This window comes from Maridesulfovibrio sp. (assembly GCF_963677005.1).
GTDB lineage: Bacteria > Desulfobacterota > Desulfovibrionia > Desulfovibrionales > Desulfovibrionaceae > Maridesulfovibrio.
On record NZ_OY781616.1, the window covers coordinates 3,276,813 to 3,296,865 of the forward strand.

Sequence of the window (20,053 nt, forward strand, 5' to 3'; positions counted from 1 at the left end):
GAGTGTGTTCCTATTTCAGTTCGACAACCAGTGAAAGCATCTGGCCTTTGCGTTCAACATCAATATAAATGGCAGATGCCCCGGCAAGCGAGCCGTAAACCTGAAGAAGTTTCGTCGGCCCGGTGATCATTTCACCGTTCACCCTCATGAGCACATCTCCGTTTTCAAGTCCGAGTTTTTTGAGCAGGGAATTTGTGCGGATGTTGGTAACACGGAAACCCTGCGTTTTTCCGTTCTTGCTGTTGGGTTTGAACAGGGCCTGTTTGAGGAAAGCGTTGGGGTCTTCCAGAACTTCGTTGGCCTGGGCCCTTTCGACCACAATCTTGTTGGTCTTGCCCCGGACAAGCTTTAAGCCTTGTACCTGATCCCACATAACGACCTTTTTTTCTTCGCGTCCATACTTCCAGAGAACGTACTGCGGTTTTATCTCTTCAAGAGTCCAGCCTTCGTACTCCTCGCCCTCACGCAGGATCACGGTCTCGTTTTTTATCACGAACACGGCCATGTCCGTTTCGCCGGTAATAATACCGACAAGCTGCCAGGTGCTTGGCGTGACCGTGGCTTTTTTCTGAATTTCAGCGGGATTGTCGAGCCCGAGAATGTTCTTGTCCAGAATTGTTTTCGAGTCTCCGGCTATCTTGTCTACTGCCTCCGAGGAAAAGGATTCTCCCATAATCGGGGCCGTAGCCTTGGGCAGGTGGATAAAGGACGCAACAAGGTATGCCGAGGCCAGCCCGAAGGCCAAAGGCCACAGCCATGCCGGAAATTTGGTGGCTTTAAGCTCCATCTAAATACTATCCTAAGGACCTCTTTGATCAGGAGGTCCCCTGTAATCGTTTTTCGTGGCCGTCAGTTTTTTTAAAAGGACTGCGGCGTACGGATATCATTTCCCTCGGATTATGATCTGTCGCAGAGGGCCATGCTCTGATTTTACTTATTTGTTGGCGCGCATGGCAGACCGAAACTACTCCTCTATTTCAGCATAAGAATGGTAGTTGTTTTTAATCCACTTGTCCATCCCCTTGGTGTCGTGGTAAATGTCCAGTCTTAAAAGCCTTTTTCTTACCGTCTTAGCCGAGCTGTAATAAAAGAGCCGAACTTTTCGTGACAGTCTGGCGCTGAAAACATTCTGGGTTCCCTTGACCTTGTGGATGTTCATGCCCGGAGTTCCTGAATCCTGTACGTCAAAGCGGATGAGGGTCTCAAGAACCTTTTTGAACAGTTTGAACTGGGTGGAATACACTTTTTCCAGATCGGCTATGAAGCTGGGCATGGCTTCGCTTTTTGTCAGCAGGGATTCAAGAATCTCGGTGACTTTTTCAAAACCTTTGCCGTCGGTCTTCCCGGTTTGGGACTGCTCTTCCAGCCTGCGCTGCTCGTCCTGCAGCTGTTCGACCTCTTCTTCAAGGAGTTGGTGATACCCTTTGACCTCCTCCATTTCGGACATGAGTCTGTTGACCTGCTCTGCGGTCTTCTTGCTTTTGCCCAGATAGAAATGGAGCATGCGCAGCAGGTGGTCTTCTGTAACCGGCTTGGGGATGAAATAGGTGAAGACATCCGCCTGGGCTTCGTCCGTTGCTTCCGCATCCATTCCGGTCAGCAGGATAACCGGGAGATAGGGATATTCCTCACGGATGTATGGCAGGATATCAACTCCGCTGAGTCCGGAGCCTTCGAAGTGGACGTCAAGCAGCACTACATCCGGTTCTTCTTCAGATTCCTTCAGGAAGGCCAGAAATGATACCGGGTCGTAAAAAGACTCGTGCTTTTCAAGCATGCCGCCCTCGCGGAGAATGGATACGGTATACTCATGCAGTCTCGGATCATCGTCCGCCAGCACGAAAAAGTATTTATCATGTTGAGGGGTCATTATTTATCTCCTGCTGAATAACACCTGCCGGGCCGAAAGTTCCCAGAGGAATTAGTATGCATACTTCAAGGCCCTTTGTTCCCAGAGTTTCGGTGTTCTGAGCGGAAATGTCAAAGCCCATGTTGTCGCCGAAGAATTTTACGAAGACGGTTCCCTGTCCCATTTCACGGCCCTGTCTTTTGGCCGAGGGAACTGCTCTTTTGAAAAGTTCCGGAAGGCTGTCATCGGCCACTCCTCCGCCTGTATCTGTAACCCGCAATCTTGCATAGCGGTCCAGCACATCGCCGACAACGCTTATTCTGGGTTTGAAATTTTTGAATGCTTCCGGACCTTTTTTTAGCAGTGCTATCTGATGAAGTTCCATCGCAGTCTGGCTGTTGCGCAGCAGGTTCAGGATTATTTCCCAGGTCTTGTGGCGATCAACGAAAATTTCTTCCGTCCTGCCTGCCCAACTGCTGAAGTCGAAACGTGCGTCCATACGGTTTTTGAAATGCTTTTTGTCGTGTTCAAGCTTTTCGCTGATTTCTTTGCCGAGTTCCTCCAATTCCACCAGTTGCGGTTTAAACGAAAGCCTGTTTTCGAGTCCCCGGAGATGCTCGATTATGCTTTCCTCAAAAGGTGAAACTATTTGCTCGTATAGTTCCCGTTCCTTAACTTTCGGCAGGTCGTTGATAATGGTGTGGATCTGGGATCGCCACGAGTTCTGCAGGACCATGAGTTCGTCTTTGACCATATTGGCCTTCACGATCATGTCATCGGTAAGTTTTTCCGTTGCCACCATAAGCTCAAGCTGTCGGCGTCTCTGTCGTTCATCGCGTATCGATTTTTCCCTGTTTGTTTTTTCCTCGTCTGCCGGAGACTTGCGTTTGGCCATGAAAAACATGAAGACGATTGCCACCACATAGAGTGTCATGAACGAGCGGCTCAGGAATAGCTTGGATGAAAAGTTGCCGGTCATGTACAGCAGTCTGGAGAATATGAACGCAAAGAAAATGTTGAAGAAACCGACATAGGTCATGGTCTCCCTTCCTCCTATGCGCCAGGAGAAGTAAAGACTGGAAACGACCAGCACTATGCAGAAAATGTATTGCCGCACCACACTGTCGACGGCCAGGTCGAAGATAACGTAGGCCAGAACGTAAAAGACGGCCAAAAGCGGCAACCTCCAGCCGGAACCGGCCAGGGGAGCCAGCATTTTTTTCCACCCGGAATCAGGGGAAGATGGTGTGTAGCTTTTTTTATTGTTTTTGTTCATGTCTTGTTCGTTGGATAATAATCGGAGTTTGTAGGCCTCTTTTGCCGTAAACTCCGTCGATGGGCAAGCAGGAGTTTCGCTGCAGGCTTGACTTTTATCCGCACATCTTTAACACACTCCTTGTAAAAGCGGCTAATTCCTGCGCCCTGTTTTTTTGGAGAGCCATTAAATAGAAGAGCTGAGTTGACAATGAGAATAAATTATCCTGTTCTGTTATTTTTTCTGTTGCTGTGCACGGCCGCCGGTTGCGGCAGTGGGAAAAATGTTTCCACGGATTATCCTGAACCATCGGTTTCGGAAGCCGGGCGGCTTGATGTTTCGCAGCTTGTGGGCAAACGTCCGGTAACACTGGCTGAACTGGTCGATTATTCCGCTTCGCAACAGTATTCTTCGCCGGAAACCATCTATAACCGACCTCCTGAGGATATGACGCATGATTACTATGTGCTGCTCAGCAGGACTAATGAGGTCGTCAACCTTGCCGACAGGGTGATTTCTTATGTGCAGCACGGCAATGTGCTTGCAGTCGGTTTTCAGAGCGGCATCATAAATATATACGGCGGTCCCGGATGCGGTGCCGTGCAGACCGAGACAAGCCCGGTGACCGGCATTTCCTGGTTTCCGGATTCCAGGGTGCTTGCTGCTACTTCCGGAGAAGGGAAATACGTGGAAGTTTTCAGGGTTGACGAGTGCGCCCGTGTGCGTATGGCCAACGTAAACAGCACTGTTGACCTGTTCGCGATTTCTCCCAAAGGCAGTTGGCTGGCCATAGTGGATGAAGCACGCAGGCTTTTTGTCGGTCCGGCAGAGGGGCGGTTGCGGCAGGTTTATCGGTTTCTGCACAAGCCGCTTTCCCTGTCCTTTTCCGGGGGTGAAGGAATCCTCATGGCGGTCGATGAAACCGGACAACTCAATATGTGGAGCCCGTTAAAGCTGAGCCGTATTTTCGAATACAAGATAAAGGGCGGCCCTTTCCGGGAGGTACGTGCGGACGGACCGTATCTGAACATTATCACTGAAAAGGGCGATCGGTTTTTATGGGATGTGAGCAGTAAGGCCAGGTCCGCCTATCAGGTGGGTGATGATCGGTTCAGCCTTAAAAACGGTGTGCTGAGTTATACTTCGCCACGTAAAAGGTTTTCCAGGAAAGTGGTTTTCAGTCCGGTCCGGATTTCCGTGGAGCGTTCCGGTTCAGGCGGAGTTTTCAGGATTAAGGATGTTGACGGGAATTTCCGATTCTATTCGGAAAAAAGCGGTGACCTTATTAAGGACGCCCCCGATCTTGCCGATTGGAAGAAGGTCCGGGTGGACAGTAATTACAGGTTTACGGACGGCGGACGGGAATTCGTGCTGGCCGATCCTATTGCACAGCGTGAATTTCAGAGGTTGTATTGTCGGTATATACCGAGTAAAGGTTATGTCCTTTGGTGGGAAAAAGTGGCCCGTCCGGATGATTATTTCAAATCGCGCGGCATGATTCCCCGCCGCGAAGGTATTTCCGCAAGGGCTCCCCTGAAGTGGATTCCGCTTGCAAGCGGTGAATCGGATATCAGGGATTAGTTAACTGCAGATGGAACATTCGAGGAAACAATGCAGAATAGAAAGATACGTGATGCTAGGCGGTTCAAGGGCCAGTGCGGCTTCAGTCTGATCGAACTCATGATTGTCATCGTGATTCTCGGGTTGCTGGCTTCCATGCTGGTTCCCAAGATCATGGACCGCCCTAACGAAGCAAGGGTGACCAAGTGTAGGATGGACATGAAGGCTCTTGACTCGGCACTGAAGCTCTACAAACTTGATACCGGAAGGTATCCGACTACCGAGCAGGGACTGAAGGCGCTGATAACCAAGCCCGATACCCGTCCTGTTCCCCGTAACTACCGCAAGGGCGGTTATCTTGACGCATCCACCACCCCGGTCGATCCTTGGGGATATGATTACATTTACAGGAGTCCCGGAGAGGATGATCGTCCCTATGAACTGATTTCTCTCGGAGCAGACGGCATGGAAGGCGGCGAAGACTACGACGCCGATATCAAGAGCTGGGAATAACCCGGGACCGGATGCATGTATGATCATAAAGCCCGTTCACACGGGCTTACTTTCATTGAGCTTCTTATCGTACTCCTAATTGTGGGCATGGGCTGGTTTACGCTCATGCCCAATCTTGATCTTGCCGGCGGCAAAAAGGATGACAAAGTCAGCCTGGTCAACGCGCTTATTTACGAGGCTAAGAACAAGGCCGTGGAAACAGATTCCAGACAGATCGTGCATATAGATTTCGAATCCGGCGAGGTTCGTTGGAACGAGGAAACAGCAGAGTTGCCCGATCCTGTTTCAAGCGGACATTTCAACGAGGATCCTGTAGGGGGAGAAGGTGTTGACTTCACCATCTATCCTGCAGGGTTCTGCGATGAGGTCCGGCTTGTCCTTTCCAACGGTTTGGCCATTGTCCTTGATCCCCTTTCCGCTCGGTTCGGAGAGATGTAGCATGCGCGGCAGTAACGGTTTTTCCCTGATTGAAATCATTGTCGCTCTTACTATTGCGGCTATCCTGTCCATCAGTTTCCTGGGGGTGCAGAGGCAGAGCGCCCTGATGGCTCAGTCGTCAAAGGATTCCTGGGATGTTCTGAATATGTCTCAGGATATTCTGGGGCATAAGTATCCTGACGGCATGAGCGTTGTTTCTTCCGGATGGATTCCCTGGCCGGGGCCTCCGGCAGGTGATTTCCGTGTAAAGGTTGAATCCATATCTTCAGTGGGAGTAGGATTTTATTCCCTACAGACTCGCAGCGGAGAATACACTTTGGACTGGAATATATACAGGGTGTCCCACAAGGGCAGGTACGATCGCTGATGAAGTTTATTTCTCCTTCTGAAAGAAAATGTCTTCAGGGCGGATTTTCGCTTGTGGAAGTCCTGATCGGCCTTGTGCTTTCCGGTCTGCTTATGAGTATGGTGGCCATGGTTCTGGGGCAGTCCGTGACCAACAACGAAGTGGTCCGGTCTACCGCCGGGCTTTCTTCTCGCATGTTCACTATGCGCCGGGTGCTTCATCGCGATCTGCAGAATATTTCGGTCGGGAAAACTCTGGAAACCGGCGACAATGGATTCAGCATTTTTACAAGCAGTAATTTTCTTGTGGACGGAGGTGTCGAAGTAAAAGCGGAGTGGGATTTTTCAGCTAACATGATTCGCAGGTCGGAGAGCAATGAGAACCTGGGGTATTCATCTTCATTTCAATTCCTGAGGGGACTTGAGTCCTGGCGTCTCGAATTTTTGGACAGCAGAAACAATGCTTGGGTTGGAGCTGCCCAGGTCGGCAGCAGAGCAGTTTCTTCCGCTTCCGGTTTGAAGGCGTTGAGGCTTGAACTTGTCTTTGATGACGGGCAGAAGATCATGTTCGTTGAGAGGGTGCCTTATGCCAACCAGTAGGGAGCAGGAAAAATCACGTGGTGTCGTGCTGGTAATTGTGCTGGTCCTGTTTATGGCCCTGTCGGGACTGACCCTGATGACGATCGAGGTAAGCTCCAGGGGAGCAGTGGAAGCCGCCCGTGTCCGCAGTGAGTATGAAGCGCATTTCAAGGCGGAGGAAGCCCTGTTCATGATCTACCGGGTGCTGCGCGATGACCGGACTCCCTTTTCCGATACGGCAAGGGAAGAATGGGCCGACGGGCTTGATTATGATGGTGTACATGTTTCCATAGCTCCGTGTAATGCCAAAATTGATCTTAATAAATTGATAGCTGGGGGAAATTCTGACAGAATTTTAAAAATTATGAGTCAGATTTTCCCCGGCGGAACAAATGTAAAACGGCTTATGGGAAGCCTGGGTGTCTGGGTCGGACTGCCTGTTAGCAAGGCTCTTAGCAATATAGATTCCCTGTATTATGCCTCCCAGTTTCCTCCCTATAGTCCCCGGGGTAAGGGCTTGAAAACTCCGGAAGAGGTCCTTCTGGTTAACGGATGGCGGGATTTCAGTCGCCAGTGGGTAGACGAGACTTTTACCGTCTGGAGTTCTGAGAGTAAACTGAATATTAACTTTGCCTCGAAAAAGGCGCTGCTTGCGTATTTCCCAAAGCTGGGTAAAAAGGTTGCTCAGATAGTTCACTGGCGCAATACACGAGGGTTTACCGACCTCAGCCAGGTTATAAATGTTGTTGGTATACAGTCTGATTCGGAATTGTATAAGGACATGCTTGAACTGCTTACGGTTCGTTCTGATGTTTTTGAAGCCCTGGTTGTCGCTGAAGCGTCCGGATGCACGGTGGTAAAGCGATATATAATCTCAAGACCGAGCACGTTTGAAACAGAACAGCCAACACTTGTTTTTCAAAATGATGTATCGGTCACTTTCGCTCCAGCCGAATAGTTCCGGACCGTGTTTATAATGTCTCCGGTAAATGGACAAACTTCCTGCTAACAGGTATAGGGAATAGCCATAAATGGCTGCCAAAAAAACGATATATATTCTTTCCTTCAAGGGCAATGAGCACCGGTGGATGAAGTTCGACGGCGAGAACCTGGCTGAGGCTCAGGCTCCGGACGATAAGGACAAAAGCCCGGTGGTGGCCCTGTTGCCGGATCCCCTATTCTTTTTCTTCAAGCCGAAAGGGGCCATAAAGCCCCGCCATGCCAAGTCCGCCACCATGATGCAGATGAGCTACTCCTTTCCCATGGCGGAAAGCGGGTTCAGCGTTCTGCGTCCCTCAGGCAGCGCTGTACTTGGTTATACCCCACACGATCTGCTGGAACGTTTTCTGGAGCAGCACAGGGATGTCCTGTCCAGAGCTACTGTTCTTACAACTTCTTTTGCGGTCTGCTGGAGAGCAGCTGTTGCCGAGGGCCTATCCGTCTGGAGTTGGACAGGGCAGGGTAATATGCGCATTCTGGCTTCCGGCGATGACCTGACCTACTTTCGGGGCGGTGAAGAAGAGTTTAACAGCAGGTTTGAACGGTTGGGGCTTGAAGGCACTCCGGAGCCCATGGATATTTCAAAGGCCTGCCGCATTCTGACCGAAAAGAAAGTCCGCTGGGCACGCATCAACCTGACTACCGGCAGGAAATCCGTTTCCGATAAAGCCGTTGCCATTGATTTCAAGCCCTATATTGCCGCAGCTGTTCTGGTGACATTGATCGGGCTGTTTTTTCTTGTCGGCCAGTATCATCGCCTGCAGCAGGCCGGGAACCAGGCGGCTGAGTGGAGAAGCCGGCTCAGGGAAGTTTATGTAGGAGCTCTGGGGCCCGATATCGGGTCTGATCCGTACGGAAAGATACTTTATAAACTCGACCAACTTAAGAGCGGTGGTGCTCAGGGCGGCGGAGTTGATGTTTTGGGGCTGCTGGCGACGCTCAGTGAGAGCGCTCCTGTGGGAATCGTGATAGAGGGTTTCAACCTGGGACCTGAATCCGGTAATATCAGGGGCAAAGTAAGCAGCTATGAGGAAATTGATGCCATGATGGAAAAGCTGTCCGGTTCATCTCAGTTCAGATTTGTGCTGGAGCAGGCCAATAACGTGGAAGGCGGCGTCAGCATAAGCCTGCGGGCCGAGTATAACCGCTAATTTTTAATCGCCGTACGCGGGTGTCTTAATGGATCTGGAGAGATTTTTCATCTGGCAGGACTGGCCTGCCGAAAAGCAGAAGCTCTTTTTTGCGGGGCTTGTCGCCGGGTGGGCCTTGATCCTTTTTATGATCTGGTCAGCCATGCACGAGTCGCAGGCTGTCGCCTTGCGGACTGTGGTATCGACCCGCCAGCAATTCGTTAAGACCGTACCGCTTGTGGAGCAGCTCAAGGCGGGAGAATCCTCCCGCGGGGCGTTGGTCGACAGAGAGCCTATGGCTGCGGCCCAGCAGGTCATACGCGACCTCGGAATGGATAATCGTCTCAGTTCTCTTCGGCCGTTACAGGCCGGAATCAATTCGGATCAGGGCGTGCAGGTTCTTCTTGAGTCTATAAATCTGCCGGAACTGGTGGCTTTGCTTCGTGATTTCAAGGTACGCGGCGGACTTAAAATAACGAACTTCAGCATCTCCCACAGACTGGATTCGCCGGAGTTGGCGGATGTTCAGATCATTCTCAGCAGGTAGGCCGGCTTAATGAAGTTCCTCCCCAAATTAAACTTAAATTTCAGTTTCAGCTTCAAGAAAATTCTTGGGCGTTTTTTTCTTTTCATTGCCGGACTTCTGCTCGGGGCATTTCTCTTCATGCCCTGGGAAGTCGCCTGGTCGCAGGTTTTCAAGATTGCTGATGCCAAAATATCCAAAGCCACCATTCAGTGGGGTGATTTTATCAGTGCCGGACCATTGTCGTTCGAAGTCTCCAATGTGCATGTGACAACGCAGAACGGGATTGTCATCACCATACCTCAACTCGGCTTTGATGTGGGGATTTCACCTCTTGTCGAAGTAAGGGTCAAGACCGGACCTACTCTTACGGCTAGGCTGTTTCAGGCCAAATCCCTGACCCTCGGCGGCGGTGTGGATCTCGGAAAGCTGGTGCGCATGGACGGCCTTGGCGGAAAGGTACGCATAACGTCCGATGTAGGATTTCCGGCCTGGGGCAAGCCTCCTCACACCGGCAGCCTTGTGCTGAGGGCGGATCAGGTGGAGATTCCCGGCGGGCTAATTGCCGAAGACGTGAATGTGAATGCGGTCCTCGCCGGCAACCAGTTCCAATTGAATTCATTCAGCTGCGGACAGCCTATCCCTGTAAGCGCCAAGGGTGCAGCAACACTCAACTGGGGCAATCTCGCCTCGTCAACCTATCAGATAAGCGGCAGCACTACCTTGGGCAGCACCGAGCGCCAGTTCAGTAAATCAGGCAACCTTTCTAAGTATCTCAGTTTCTAGCAGACTGGTTTACTGCTGCCTCGTGGGGATTCAACTCTGAGATTATTGCCTTGTTTCTACAAAATTTTGAGTATGGTAACAGCTTTTAAGGCAAGAACCAAAAACTGTTAGGGTTTCCAAAGGGGATTATCTCCTTTGGCTGCCAGCGGCGAAATCAGATCATCAAAGGCGCGAAGCGCATCAAATGATAGGCTGGAATCTTAACCGGGGTTTGAGAAATGATAGGCAGCAACATTCTTTCTTTTGCCAAATCGATACTGAGTGATGCTCTTGAATCTGGCGGCATTGCCGTGGATGCAACAGTCGGCAACGGCTACGATACGGTTTTTCTGTCCCGCAGCGTGGGCAGCTGCGGGCATGTCTTCGGCTTCGATATTCAGGAAGAGGCTATTGCTCAGACTGAATCTCGTCTGGAGGAGGAGTGCACAGCGGCCAACTGGACTCTCTTCAAGGCCGGTCACGAGAATATGCTAGAATATATCCCTGAAGAGTTTCACGGCCGGGTCGGCGTGATCATGTTCAATCTAGGTTTTCTGCCAGGAAGCGATAAAAGCGTTATTACAAAGCCGGAGACCACTATCGCGGCTGTGCGGTCGTCCCTTTCTCTTTTATCTGTGGGCGGAGTCCTTTGCATTGCCATCTATGCCGGGCATCCCGGCGGCGACGATGAAGACTCGGAGGTCAGGCAATTCTGCAGGTCGCTGGACTACCATTCCTACCGGGTGGTTCAGAGTGAGATGATCAACAAACCCGGACATCCTATTCGGGTTGTATTCGTTTTCAAGCTTTAGCCCCAGCCTGGACAGTTAGATAAAGCTGTATGAATTGATGGCTCGGGACTGGCTTGCGCTCAGGCCGTTGGCTACCTTGGACATGGCCTGATCCATGTCGGCAACCGGGTCTTTGCTGATTACGAATGAGGCTGAAGCCATGAATCTGGCCGATCCTGAAACGATCTGGGAACTGGCAAGGGCGGCTTTAACTGCCGAAAGATCATCCCTCAAAACATTTCCGTCTTCAGCGAGGATAAAGAATCCCCTGTCGCAGCGAGCCGAGAGAACCCATCCGAAAGAGTGCTGCTCAAGCAGGGAAGCAGCTTTTTTTACTGCGGCCGAACCTGCGTCCCACCCATGCGCTGCGTTAATTTCCAGCAGACTGTCTATGTTGAAAGCCGCAAGGGCCGGAGTCTTGCCGCTGCGAATCATCTCCTTGAAAACTTCACGACCTTTTTCGAGAAAAGCGGACAGAATTGGAAATCCGGTCAGGGGGTCACGGCTGTAACCATCCTTTATGGAACGAATGCGTTCCAGTTCATTCAGGTTGTTGGTCACCCTCCATGAAAATTCTTCCACCTCGAACGGTTTTTTCAGGAAGTCGTTGGCTCCGCGTTTCAGGAATTTAGCGGTTATCGCCCCGGAATCATGTGCGGAAACTCCAAGAATCGACAGCTGATCGCGCGAATACATTTTGCGGACTTCGGAAACCAGTTCAAAGCCGTCAAGATTGGGCATTTCATAGTCTGTCAGCAGCATTTTTATGTCCGGGGTGGATTTGATTATCTCCAGAGCCTGGGCCCCGTCATTTGCTGCAAGCACGGTGAAGTTCAACCTCTCAAGCAGATTGCTCATTATCTTGCGCGCCGTGGAGTTGTCTTCGGCCACTACAACCTTTATTTCGTGGTTGGAATGGATGCGCCGTATAAGGTCCACCATTTCTTCCAGATCTTCCCTGCGGGATTTGTTGTAGTAATCAAGAACATTCTTCTCAATGAATCTGTTGCGGATATCCTCGTCAAAGGTCGATGTGAGAACAATGCAGGGTATTTTTCTGGCAAGTACATAATCCACAGCTTCCCCGTCCGGAGCACCTTTGATGTTCAGGTTCAGCACTGCTATGAAAATATCTTCGGCATTATTCGCAAAAACATCTTCGAGTCCGTCCATGGAATTTACGACTATGGAATCAAAAGGAGTGACTGACTCGATATGTTCGGTGATTATCCTGGCCTGGGTGTTACTGTTTTCCACTATCAGTACAGTGTTTTTTGTTCCATTTCCGGACATTTTCCGCTCCTTCGCAGTTCTATGTGGATGTATTTGTAAGCCGTTGCAGAATATACTTCCGTGGAAGAAATAGGCAAGTCAAATTGTTCGTACTGTGTTATAAACCGGTTATATTTTGTTACAGGGAGCCGCTCTAGTTTGGGGGTAAATCTGTGTCGTAAGTGTCTATAATCTCGTTGATGTCTATCGCCTCTGTTTCCGGGGAGCCTTTTTCCAGTTTATCATGGACCTTCTTGCGGTGCGCAAGATATTCGTCCAGATCTTCTGTTGAATTCGTGGGATGCTGGGATTCCTGATATTCGTCAATATTAGCGGTTACCACGGCAACTCCTGCTGCTGCGGCAGCTCCCCACATGCACCCGGAAACAGATAAGCATAAAAGCAGACAGAGCAGGGCTGCGCATATGGATGGCGAAGCCTTTTTCATATCCTTCATCAATCTTCCGAACGTCCGTAGACGTCTTCGAATCTTTGTATGTCGTCCTCGCCCAGATAGCTGCCGGTCTGAACTTCAATCAGTTCCAGGTTTATTTTCCCCGGATTGAGCAGACGGTGCTTCGTTCCCAGAGGTATATACGTGGACTGGTCCTCCCGAAGCATTATTTCAGCGTCCCCTATGGTTACCTTGGCTGTTCCCTTTACCACAATCCAGTGTTCCGCTCTGTGGTGGTGCATCTGCAGGGAGAGAACCCCGCCCGGTTTGACGACAATCCGTTTGACCTGAAATCTTTCCCCGTTGTCCACGGTCTCGTACGTTCCCCAGGGCCGATAAACCCTGCGGTGAACGGAAACTTCCTCTCTTCCCTGCCTGCGTAGAGTCTCCACCAGTTGCGATACTTCCTGCCCGCTGTTCCGGTCTGCGACAAGGACTGCATCCGCTGTTTCAACCACCACCACATTCTGCATGCCGACAACGCCGATAAGTCTGCCTGACGAGTGCAGGAAGCTGTCCGTTACATTGCTGGCCACCACGTCGCCGGTGATTACATTACCAGCTTCATCGGTTTTCCTTTCCCTCATCAGGGAATCCCAGGAACCTATATCGGACCAGCTTCCGCTGAAAGGAACAACACAGAGGTTGTCCGTTTTTTCCATTACAGCGTAATCCACGGATTTCGACGGGCAGGCTGAAAAGCTTTTTGGGTCCAGACGGATGAAATCGAGATCACTGCGGGCTTTGATTACTGCTTCCCGACAACAGTTGTGAATTTCGGGTTCCAGCTTTTCCAGTGTTTCCAGGAAAGTGGTCGGGGAGAAAAGAAATATTCCGGCATTCCATAGATATTTTCCGGATTCGACATAAGCCGCGGCAGTTGCTGCATCCGGTTTTTCAACAAATCCGGCGGCCGGACAGAAATTTTCGGTCTTCAATCCACGGTTTATACAAATATAGCCGTAGCCGGTCTCCGGTCTGTCCGGGGCAATGCCGAACAGTACCAATCTGTTCTGTTTTGCCGCGACAAGACCGCGCTCCACAGCCCTGCCGAATTCGTTAAGCTCGGTCAGCACATGGTCTGAAGGCATTACCAGCATGGCAGCATCCGGATATTTCTGCTGTACATGGAAAGCCGCTGCGGTTATTGCTGGGGCCGAATTTCTTCCTTCCGGTTCAAGAAAGATTGCATCCGGTTCAATTGATATCCGGCGTAGTTGTTCTGCCACCATGAAACGGTAGCTCTCATTGCACACCACCACCGGCGGGGCTGCATCCTTCAGCATGCTGCTCCGTAAGGCTGTTTCCTGTAGAAGTGAATGTTCTCCGGTAAGGCTGAGCAGCTGTTTTGGATACATTTTTCGGGATAACGGCCAGAGGCGCGTTCCGCTGCCCCCTGATAAAATCACGGGTACGATCATCCTGTTTACCGCCGAAGCTGTTTATGTGTGCAGATATTGTCCGGTCCTTTCTTTTACGTCTGAATCAGAGAAGTACACTTTCCTGCCCGCCTATGCAAACATCGGCATTACCGCTTTTGTTCATGCTTGCATGAAAGGTTCGGAAAGACCCTTGGTTTCATTTTCCGGCGAAGAGAAATCCCCATGTTTGAGAGTACGGAGTGGTAATTTCAGTTCAGCTTGAAATATGATCATGCACACTTTTGGTGCAGTTGCATAAAAATAAATTTTATACTCTTTTAAAGTATAAAAATATCAAATTTTGTGCGAATCGAAACCTTTTTAGCCAAAGACGACAGACTTTACATGTATGCTTTTGTCTTGCCGGTTTATTTATATCCTTCTGAAATAGCGGGCCATTATGCTAAAATATGCAGAACAGTGTGCTGTGTCACTGTCAAATAATATATTGTAGCTATTGAACCAGCAAATCATGTGTTCATAAAAAAATGATTACCGGTGATGATTATGCTGTGAAAGCTTATGTTATATTCCGGTTGTAAATTAGAAATGTATAAAAAAGATTGTAATTGTGCAAAGCGGAACTTGAAACAGGTTGTATATGAATATGCTTTCAGCAAATGCTTTAAGCTTATGTTCGAATTTAGGCGTTAATACATACCCTTTGCATGGAAAGCGGTAAAAAAAATAATCAATATGTTTGACAGGTATAGCAAACTGCCTTATCCATAGTTTTTCAGACAATAAGTTAGTTTGATAATAATACACATAAGGAGATATCACGTGGAAGATTATTTGAAAGAAGCCCTGGAGATTGTGAAAGCCCAGGCCAGCGTAAGAACCATGAATGAAGAGGAAATGACTTCCATGGTACGCAAATTGTCTGCAGGCATTCAGGCTATAGCCGAAAATGTAATGCCGGCTCAGGAGGAGTCTCCGGTATGCGATCCTAAAAAATCCATCAAGGAAAAATCCATTGTCTGCTGCGAATGCGGAAAGTCCTTCAAGATTATCACCAAGAAGCACCTTGCTTCCCATGGATTGACCCCTGATGAATACCGCGAAAAACACGGCCTCAAGAAAAAGTCTCCTCTGGTCTGCAAATCCCTGCAGCGTGAGCGCCGCAAGAAGATGAAGGAAATGAAGCTCTGGACCAAACGCGGTCAATAAGCTGAAGTTCCAACGACTGAGAAACGGCCTCCCGCTATGCGCGAGGCCGTTTTGTTTTTGGGGCTGTCTATTCCGCTTTGCTAAGCCATGAATCTGTTATAACATTACCTCGTTGTGTTAATGATTGTAGTGAGTTTCTCAAGCGGATTTTAACAGATGAATCGAAGATCGTTTCTTAAAAATATGTGTGCTGCAGCCTCTGTCGCATTATTCGGTCTTCCGCAATATGCGTACTCCGGGGAACATGTGCCGCAGGTGAATGAAGATGATCTCAAGGATTATCTTCATATCATGGCCAATTTCGATAAACCGCAGCCCTCGGACATTGTCCTCTCCGCTGAGCGGAAAATTCTTTTGGACAGTGCCCTCAAGCGATTGAAACGTGTGCAGCGGACGGTCGGATTCGGTAATTTCTGTGTGCTGAGCTTTGATGGAGCCCTGGCAGTTGCACGAAATTATTCGGCTGTCGGAAAGTTCACACGGGCGGAAACCGATTTTCTGGACGAAATATTCCACATTGATGCGGCTACATACGGATTTTACGGGGACAAGCCGGTGAAAATCCTGACGGCCAAAGCATCAAGCAATGAACTGGTCAAAATACCCCGGACCGGTAACTATCTTTTTCGAGGAAAGCCGCAGGAAAAATATCTGCAGATAAAGAAGCAACTGGGTGACAGCGTTTATCTGACATCCGGAGTGCGCGGGATAATGAAGCAGTTCATACTCTTTCTTTCAAAGGCTGCGGCCAACGAAGGAAACATGTCGCTGGCTTCCCGTTCACTGGCTCCTCCCGGCTATTCCTATCATGCTGTCAGCGATTTTGATGTCGGCGAAAAAGGGTTGGGGGCAGCAAACTTCAGCTCCATGTTCGCCTGTTCCGCTACTTGCGCCCGCTTGCAGGAACTGGGCTATCTGAAGCTCCGTTACCCGGAAAACAACCTGCTGGGGGTCCGTTTTGAACCCTGGCACATCAAGGTATAAAGTCCGGCAATATGATACAGGACCCGCGCAGGTCTGCTGCGTAGTTTCAGCAATTGTCTTTTAGCCGTTTCATCTAGGGAAAATCAGTTCATCTTGGGTTCTATGGCTTTGACTATCTGAAAGGCTCTGTTGGCCTTTACGCGGCCCGGAGAACCCATGTATTTGAGCACTCCTCCTACCTCGCATTCCAGAAGATCTTCCTCGTCCGTGTCCAGAAGCAGAAGGTCGCCTTCCTCAAGGTTGAGGAGCTGGCGGCCGGTTATTTTGGTCTTGCCGAGACGCACCAGTAGTTCCACCGGGGTTTCCAGCAGTCTTTCCTTGAAGCGGCTGACCCAGACATGGTCGATTTCCAGTCGTTCGGACTGGAAGGAGGCATGCAGTTTGGAGCGGATAGGTTCCAGTGTGGAGTAGGGCAGGCAGACAATGAGCGAGCCGATGGCATTTTCCAGCTCGACTTCGAAGGTGATGACCACAACAACGTCCGAGGGCGGAACAATTGCCGCAAACTGCGGGTTTACTTCGGAGCGGACCAGTTCAAGGTGCACTTCATGCACCGGTCGCCATGAGTCCTCAAGGTTGGACAGGGCAATCTTGACCACCCGGTCCACAATAGCCTGTTCGATGGGAGTGAAATCGCGGCCTTCAACCTTGGGCTGAGACCCGGAACCACCGAAAAAACTTTCCACCAGCGCGAAGACGAGGCGGGAGTCAACCACGAGGATGGCGTTTCCCCGGAGAGGGTCCATCTTGAAAATGGACAGGGAGGTGGGAACCGGCAGCGAGCGCATGAAGTCCCCGAATTTGGACATGTCGATGGAAATCGGGTTGATGTCGACCCTCTTGCGCATGGTGTTGGCAAGGTTGTTCGTGGCCAGTCGGGCAAATCTGTCGTTAACTATTTCAAGAACGGGCATGCGGCCGCGGATGATGCGGTCCTGGTTGGCAAGGTCAAAAGAGACGACCCCGGAATCATCATCCGGAATGTCCTGCTCCGCTTCAACCTCTCCGCCGGAAAGCCCCCTTAACAGGGCATCGACTTCATCCTGCTGCAGAATTTTACTCATGCTGACCAACCCGCCCGGTTTACGTTTTCATTTTGCGCCAATTGACTACAATTATCCATTTTTCAAGGCAAAGTAAACGCGCAACTCTTTCCGTATGTATATTCTATCGTTCAACAGGGCCGGGAACTTTAGCTGAAGGTGGCTATTTCCTTTATTCCGCAAAATGTATTTAAGACACTGTATTTGATGCGCTTCACGCTTTTGATAAGCGGATTTCGCCGCTGGCAGCCAAAGGAGATAATCCCCTTTGGAATCCCTTGTAATTTAAGGCTGCTGCATTGAAAGTAGTAACTTAAATAAAAAGTTTTGCAGAACTAAGGCAATAACCATATAGTTGAAAGGTTGGGGCGTACGTTGGGGACGCTTTGCGCGACAGAAAACACAGGAGACTTGATATGCTCCCCCGCATATTCCGTTCTTGTCCGGGAGAAATTTAATTGCGCAATGTGGCCAGCATCCGCACCGGATGGGTGAAGAGCCCCAGTGCCCCGGTTATGTCCGTGGCGACAAGGTCGGCGGCTCTGGCGGCGCTCATGGACATGCACTCTGAGCCGGATATGATAATTCCGAGAGCCGAATGCCTGAGCATAAGCATATCGTTGCGCCCATTGCCTACGCAGGCGCATTTATCCATACCGAGGGAGTTGACGTATTCGAGTTTGGAGCGGTCTTCCGGGCTTCCGGATATGATGTGAATTGTAACCGGCAGTCCGCTCAGCTCGTCCTCGCACTGCCCGAGTGTATCGGCAGTGAGCACATGGATATTGACGTCCTCGGCGAGTTCCTTGAGCAGTTTTCCCACTCCGGGGAGCAGGCTTCCATCCAGTGCCAGGGTTCCGTTGTAATCAAGTACCAGGTGTTCGATTTCAAGCTTTCCGAATCCGGGAATATCCAGACTTATCATGCTTAACCTCAGGTATATTTGCAGTTGGCCGGTTTTTTAGAGACTGGCGTACCGTTCTATCTGTTTTTTGTATTCCAGTACACCGTTAACTATACCGTCGGCAATACGCGAAAGGTATTTATCCGAATTCAGGCGGCCCGCTTCGGTGCGGTTGGTCAGATAGCCCAGCTCGATAAGTACGGAAGGCATTTTGGCGCCCATCAGCACGTAAAACGGCGCTTCGCGCACCCCCTGGTCTTTGACCGACCATTTCTTGCGGATGCTTGCCAGGGAATCCGTATGGATGCTGGTGGCGAGGTCTTTGCTTTCCTTCATTTTGGAATTGAGCATCAGGTCTGTGAGGATTACCTGAAGATCGCTTATTCTCTTGGCGGAAATCGCGTTTTCCCGGGCTGCCACGCGCACAGCATTACGGTTGCGCGCAAGGTTCAAAGTGTATGTTTCAAGACCGTTAATCTTGGAACTGCGGTGGGCGTTGCAATGAATTGAAATAAACATGTCGGCCTTTTTGACGTTGGCCATGGCCGTTCTTTCCTCAAGCGGGATGAACACGTCTGTGGACCGGGTATACAGGACTGAGAAACCGGCTTTTTTCAGCTTTGCGGCCAGTATCTTGGCAAAGCGCAGGTTTATGTCCTTTTCTTTAAGACCGTTGGCGGAAGCTCCGGGGTCCTTGCCGCCGTGTCCGGGGTCTATCATGATCGTCTTGAAGGTCAGGCCGAGCTGTTCGAGCAGTTCTCCGGCCATATTCTTGCTGCCTTTAGGCGGCTTGTATTTCTGCGGTTTACTCGGGGTGTTCCGTTTTGCCTGTACCGGAGCCAGTGCTTCGGCAGCTTTTCCCTCTTCCGGGGCCTGGACATCCACAACCAGGCGGAAAGGGTTTTCAAGCGGAAAAATTTTGTAGTCCTGCATGGAGTTGAAATCCAGAACCACCCTTGTGGTCCGGGGATCGCGCTGTGCGGACCGGATGTCTTTCAGGATGCCGTCGGCTACCTGAGTTGCCTTGTGTACGCCTTTGCCGAGTATTGTGTTTTCAAGGTCTATGTACAGACGATGAGGACGGTTTACGCTCTGGTTGGGGTTTAGAAGGTTGTAGCGGAAGCTGACTTCTTCATCCAGATCAAGCACTACTCGTGTATATGTTTCACTGCTGGTGTAACGGACCGAAAGGAGCTTGGCCCGTCTTGAGGAGGTTTTCTTCTGGGCGGCAACGATAGTTCCGGAAGGTTTCTTGTGAGCCTTGCCTGCCGTTGGAGCTCCGCTGCGGTCCATTTTGTCCAGTCTGGCGCGGGCTTTGGAATACATGTCCGACTTGGAGTACCTGTGCACTATGGTCAGGTAGTCCGAGTAGGCCAGGTCTTTTTCTCCGAGCTTGTTGAGTCTTATTTCAGCCCGCCTGTATATGCTGTCGTCTGTCCACGGGTGGGTCGGAAAATTGGAAATCATACGCCCGTAGTAGTCCACGGCTGTTCTGAAATCCTTTTTCATCCCGCTGCGCTGCCCGAGTTCCTCGTAGGTTCGTCCTAAATAATAAAGGGATTTGGGGGCGTATTCTCCTTTTGAGGATCTTTTGAATATCTTGCGGAACCGACTGCCCACTTTCTCCCATTCGGATCTGTATTGGCTTTTTTTATGATCCTTGGTCAGGGCGTGGAACTGTTTCCAGGCGATGGTGAAATCATCCTTGATGCTGGCTCCGAAGGCTTCGGCAGGAATGGCCGATACCAGGAGTCCGGCCAGAAACAGGGCCATGATCAGGTTTGGGATGAAAAATTTGCGCATTGTTTCGTGTATGATAAGGCTTTAACTGGTATTTAATGTATGGGGCCTGAAATAACGTTTACTTTCTAATTTCGATCTAAAAAAAGTTTAGATGTTCTCTTAATAAGCTTGCACGGTCCAAAAATCAACCTCGGAGATGCAAACTGAATATCAGCTTTGCAATTTACGCTGTGCGTGTGACATGGTATGCGGGGTTGAAGGCTGGACTGACAGCCCTTTTTATGTAATTGCCATGTGCATTGTTTTTGGCAATCT

At 50.1% G+C, this 20,053-nt stretch carries 21 protein-coding genes; 12 read left to right on the forward strand and 9 right to left on the reverse strand.

The features are described 5' to 3' along the window. Nucleotides 1–10 precede the first annotated feature (10 nt). From ACKU4E_RS14520 to ACKU4E_RS14530, 3 genes are all read right to left on the reverse strand, one after another. Entirely contained in the window at nucleotides 11–787 is a 777-nt protein-coding gene (locus ACKU4E_RS14520; protein WP_320171799.1) for a type II secretory pathway component PulC-like protein, read from the reverse strand. A gap of 177 nt (nucleotides 788–964) precedes the next feature. Continuing rightward, the gene (locus tag ACKU4E_RS14525) at nucleotides 965–1,870 is read right to left on the reverse strand and encodes a response regulator (RefSeq protein WP_320171800.1); all 906 of its coding nucleotides are present in this window, start codon (nucleotides 1,868–1,870) and stop codon (nucleotides 965–967) included. Continuing rightward, a complete protein-coding gene (locus ACKU4E_RS14530) occupies nucleotides 1,854–3,125 on the reverse strand; it encodes an ATP-binding protein (protein WP_320171801.1) in 1,272 nt (423 codons plus the stop codon). The genes ACKU4E_RS14525 and ACKU4E_RS14530 overlap by 17 nt, the downstream gene beginning before the upstream one ends. Nucleotides 3,126–3,314: 189 nt before the next feature. Between ACKU4E_RS14530 and ACKU4E_RS14535 the strand changes: the two genes are divergently transcribed. The 10 genes from ACKU4E_RS14535 to ACKU4E_RS14580 all read left to right on the forward strand — a co-directional run bounded on the left by ACKU4E_RS14535 (nucleotide 3,315) and on the right by ACKU4E_RS14580 (nucleotide 10,768). Further along, nucleotides 3,315–4,685, forward strand: coding sequence for a WD40 repeat domain-containing protein (locus tag ACKU4E_RS14535; protein ID WP_320171802.1), 1,371 nt, complete (start codon nucleotides 3,315–3,317; stop codon nucleotides 4,683–4,685). A gap of 30 nt (nucleotides 4,686–4,715) precedes the next feature. Continuing rightward, nucleotides 4,716–5,177 (forward strand): type II secretion system major pseudopilin GspG, encoded by a 462-nt coding sequence (gspG, locus tag ACKU4E_RS14540; RefSeq protein WP_320171803.1) that lies wholly within the window; start codon nucleotides 4,716–4,718, stop codon nucleotides 5,175–5,177. 15 nt (nucleotides 5,178–5,192) lie between these two features. Beyond that, nucleotides 5,193–5,615: a prepilin-type N-terminal cleavage/methylation domain-containing protein gene (locus ACKU4E_RS14545; protein WP_320171804.1), complete on the forward strand. Its 423-nt coding sequence runs from the start codon at nucleotides 5,193–5,195 to the stop codon at nucleotides 5,613–5,615. Nucleotide 5,616: 1 nt separating this feature from the next. Further along, nucleotides 5,617–5,982, forward strand: a complete 366-nt coding sequence (locus tag ACKU4E_RS14550; RefSeq protein WP_320171805.1) for a prepilin-type N-terminal cleavage/methylation domain-containing protein — start codon at nucleotides 5,617–5,619, stop codon at nucleotides 5,980–5,982. Further along, nucleotides 5,982–6,560, forward strand: a complete 579-nt coding sequence (locus tag ACKU4E_RS14555) for a prepilin-type N-terminal cleavage/methylation domain-containing protein (protein ID WP_320171806.1) — start codon at nucleotides 5,982–5,984, stop codon at nucleotides 6,558–6,560. Before ACKU4E_RS14550 ends, ACKU4E_RS14555 begins: the two co-directional genes overlap by 1 nt. Next, nucleotides 6,547–7,497 (forward strand): type II secretion system protein GspK, encoded by a 951-nt coding sequence (locus ACKU4E_RS14560; RefSeq protein ID WP_320171807.1) that lies wholly within the window; start codon nucleotides 6,547–6,549, stop codon nucleotides 7,495–7,497. The genes ACKU4E_RS14555 and ACKU4E_RS14560 overlap by 14 nt, the downstream gene beginning before the upstream one ends. 73 nt (nucleotides 7,498–7,570) lie before the next feature. Continuing rightward, a complete protein-coding gene (locus tag ACKU4E_RS14565; protein ID WP_320171808.1) occupies nucleotides 7,571–8,689 on the forward strand; it encodes a hypothetical protein in 1,119 nt (372 codons plus the stop codon). 28 nt (nucleotides 8,690–8,717) lie between these two features. Then, nucleotides 8,718–9,215 carry a type II secretion system protein GspM gene (gene gspM, locus ACKU4E_RS14570; RefSeq protein WP_320171809.1) on the forward strand — a complete coding sequence of 166 codons (498 nt, stop codon included), beginning with the start codon at nucleotides 8,718–8,720 and terminating at the stop codon, nucleotides 9,213–9,215. 9 nt (nucleotides 9,216–9,224) lie between these two features. Further along, nucleotides 9,225–9,977 carry a hypothetical protein gene (locus ACKU4E_RS14575; RefSeq protein WP_320171810.1) on the forward strand — a complete coding sequence of 251 codons (753 nt, stop codon included), beginning with the start codon at nucleotides 9,225–9,227 and terminating at the stop codon, nucleotides 9,975–9,977. A gap of 218 nt (nucleotides 9,978–10,195) precedes the next feature. Then, nucleotides 10,196–10,768, forward strand: coding sequence for a class I SAM-dependent methyltransferase (locus ACKU4E_RS14580; protein ID WP_320171811.1), 573 nt, complete (start codon nucleotides 10,196–10,198; stop codon nucleotides 10,766–10,768). 15 nt (nucleotides 10,769–10,783) lie between these two features. Here ACKU4E_RS14580 and ACKU4E_RS14585 read toward each other — a convergent pair whose 3' ends face one another. From ACKU4E_RS14585 to ACKU4E_RS14595, 3 genes are all read right to left on the reverse strand, one after another. Next, nucleotides 10,784–12,040: a response regulator gene (locus ACKU4E_RS14585; protein WP_320171812.1), complete on the reverse strand. Its 1,257-nt coding sequence runs from the start codon at nucleotides 12,038–12,040 to the stop codon at nucleotides 10,784–10,786. Nucleotides 12,041–12,173: 133 nt separating this feature from the next. Continuing rightward, nucleotides 12,174–12,476: a hypothetical protein gene (locus ACKU4E_RS14590; RefSeq protein WP_320171813.1), complete on the reverse strand. Its 303-nt coding sequence runs from the start codon at nucleotides 12,474–12,476 to the stop codon at nucleotides 12,174–12,176. Further along, nucleotides 12,476–13,894, reverse strand: coding sequence for a mannose-1-phosphate guanylyltransferase/mannose-6-phosphate isomerase (locus ACKU4E_RS14595; RefSeq protein WP_320171814.1), 1,419 nt, complete (start codon nucleotides 13,892–13,894; stop codon nucleotides 12,476–12,478). The genes ACKU4E_RS14590 and ACKU4E_RS14595 overlap by 1 nt, the downstream gene beginning before the upstream one ends. A 783-nt stretch (nucleotides 13,895–14,677) precedes the next feature. Here ACKU4E_RS14595 and ACKU4E_RS14600 point away from each other — a divergent pair. Together ACKU4E_RS14600 and ACKU4E_RS14605 are read left to right on the forward strand one after the other, a co-directional pair. Beyond that, nucleotides 14,678–15,064: a MucR family transcriptional regulator gene (locus ACKU4E_RS14600; protein ID WP_320171815.1), complete on the forward strand. Its 387-nt coding sequence runs from the start codon at nucleotides 14,678–14,680 to the stop codon at nucleotides 15,062–15,064. A gap of 156 nt (nucleotides 15,065–15,220) precedes the next feature. After that, nucleotides 15,221–16,048, forward strand: coding sequence for a M15 family metallopeptidase (locus ACKU4E_RS14605; protein ID WP_320171816.1), 828 nt, complete (start codon nucleotides 15,221–15,223; stop codon nucleotides 16,046–16,048). A gap of 83 nt (nucleotides 16,049–16,131) precedes the next feature. On the opposite strand, the gene fliM is transcribed toward ACKU4E_RS14605, so the two are convergent. The 3 genes from fliM to ACKU4E_RS14620 form a co-directional block, all read right to left on the reverse strand. Continuing rightward, nucleotides 16,132–17,112, reverse strand: coding sequence for a flagellar motor switch protein FliM (gene fliM, locus ACKU4E_RS14610; RefSeq protein WP_320171817.1), 981 nt, complete (start codon nucleotides 17,110–17,112; stop codon nucleotides 16,132–16,134). A 433-nt stretch (nucleotides 17,113–17,545) separates the two neighbouring features. Next, entirely contained in the window at nucleotides 17,546–18,016 is a 471-nt protein-coding gene (locus ACKU4E_RS14615) for an ATPase P (RefSeq protein ID WP_320171818.1), read from the reverse strand. Between the two features lie 36 nt (nucleotides 18,017–18,052). After that, a complete protein-coding gene (locus ACKU4E_RS14620; protein ID WP_320171819.1) occupies nucleotides 18,053–19,798 on the reverse strand; it encodes an N-acetylmuramoyl-L-alanine amidase in 1,746 nt (581 codons plus the stop codon). Nucleotides 19,799–20,053 lie beyond the last annotated feature (255 nt).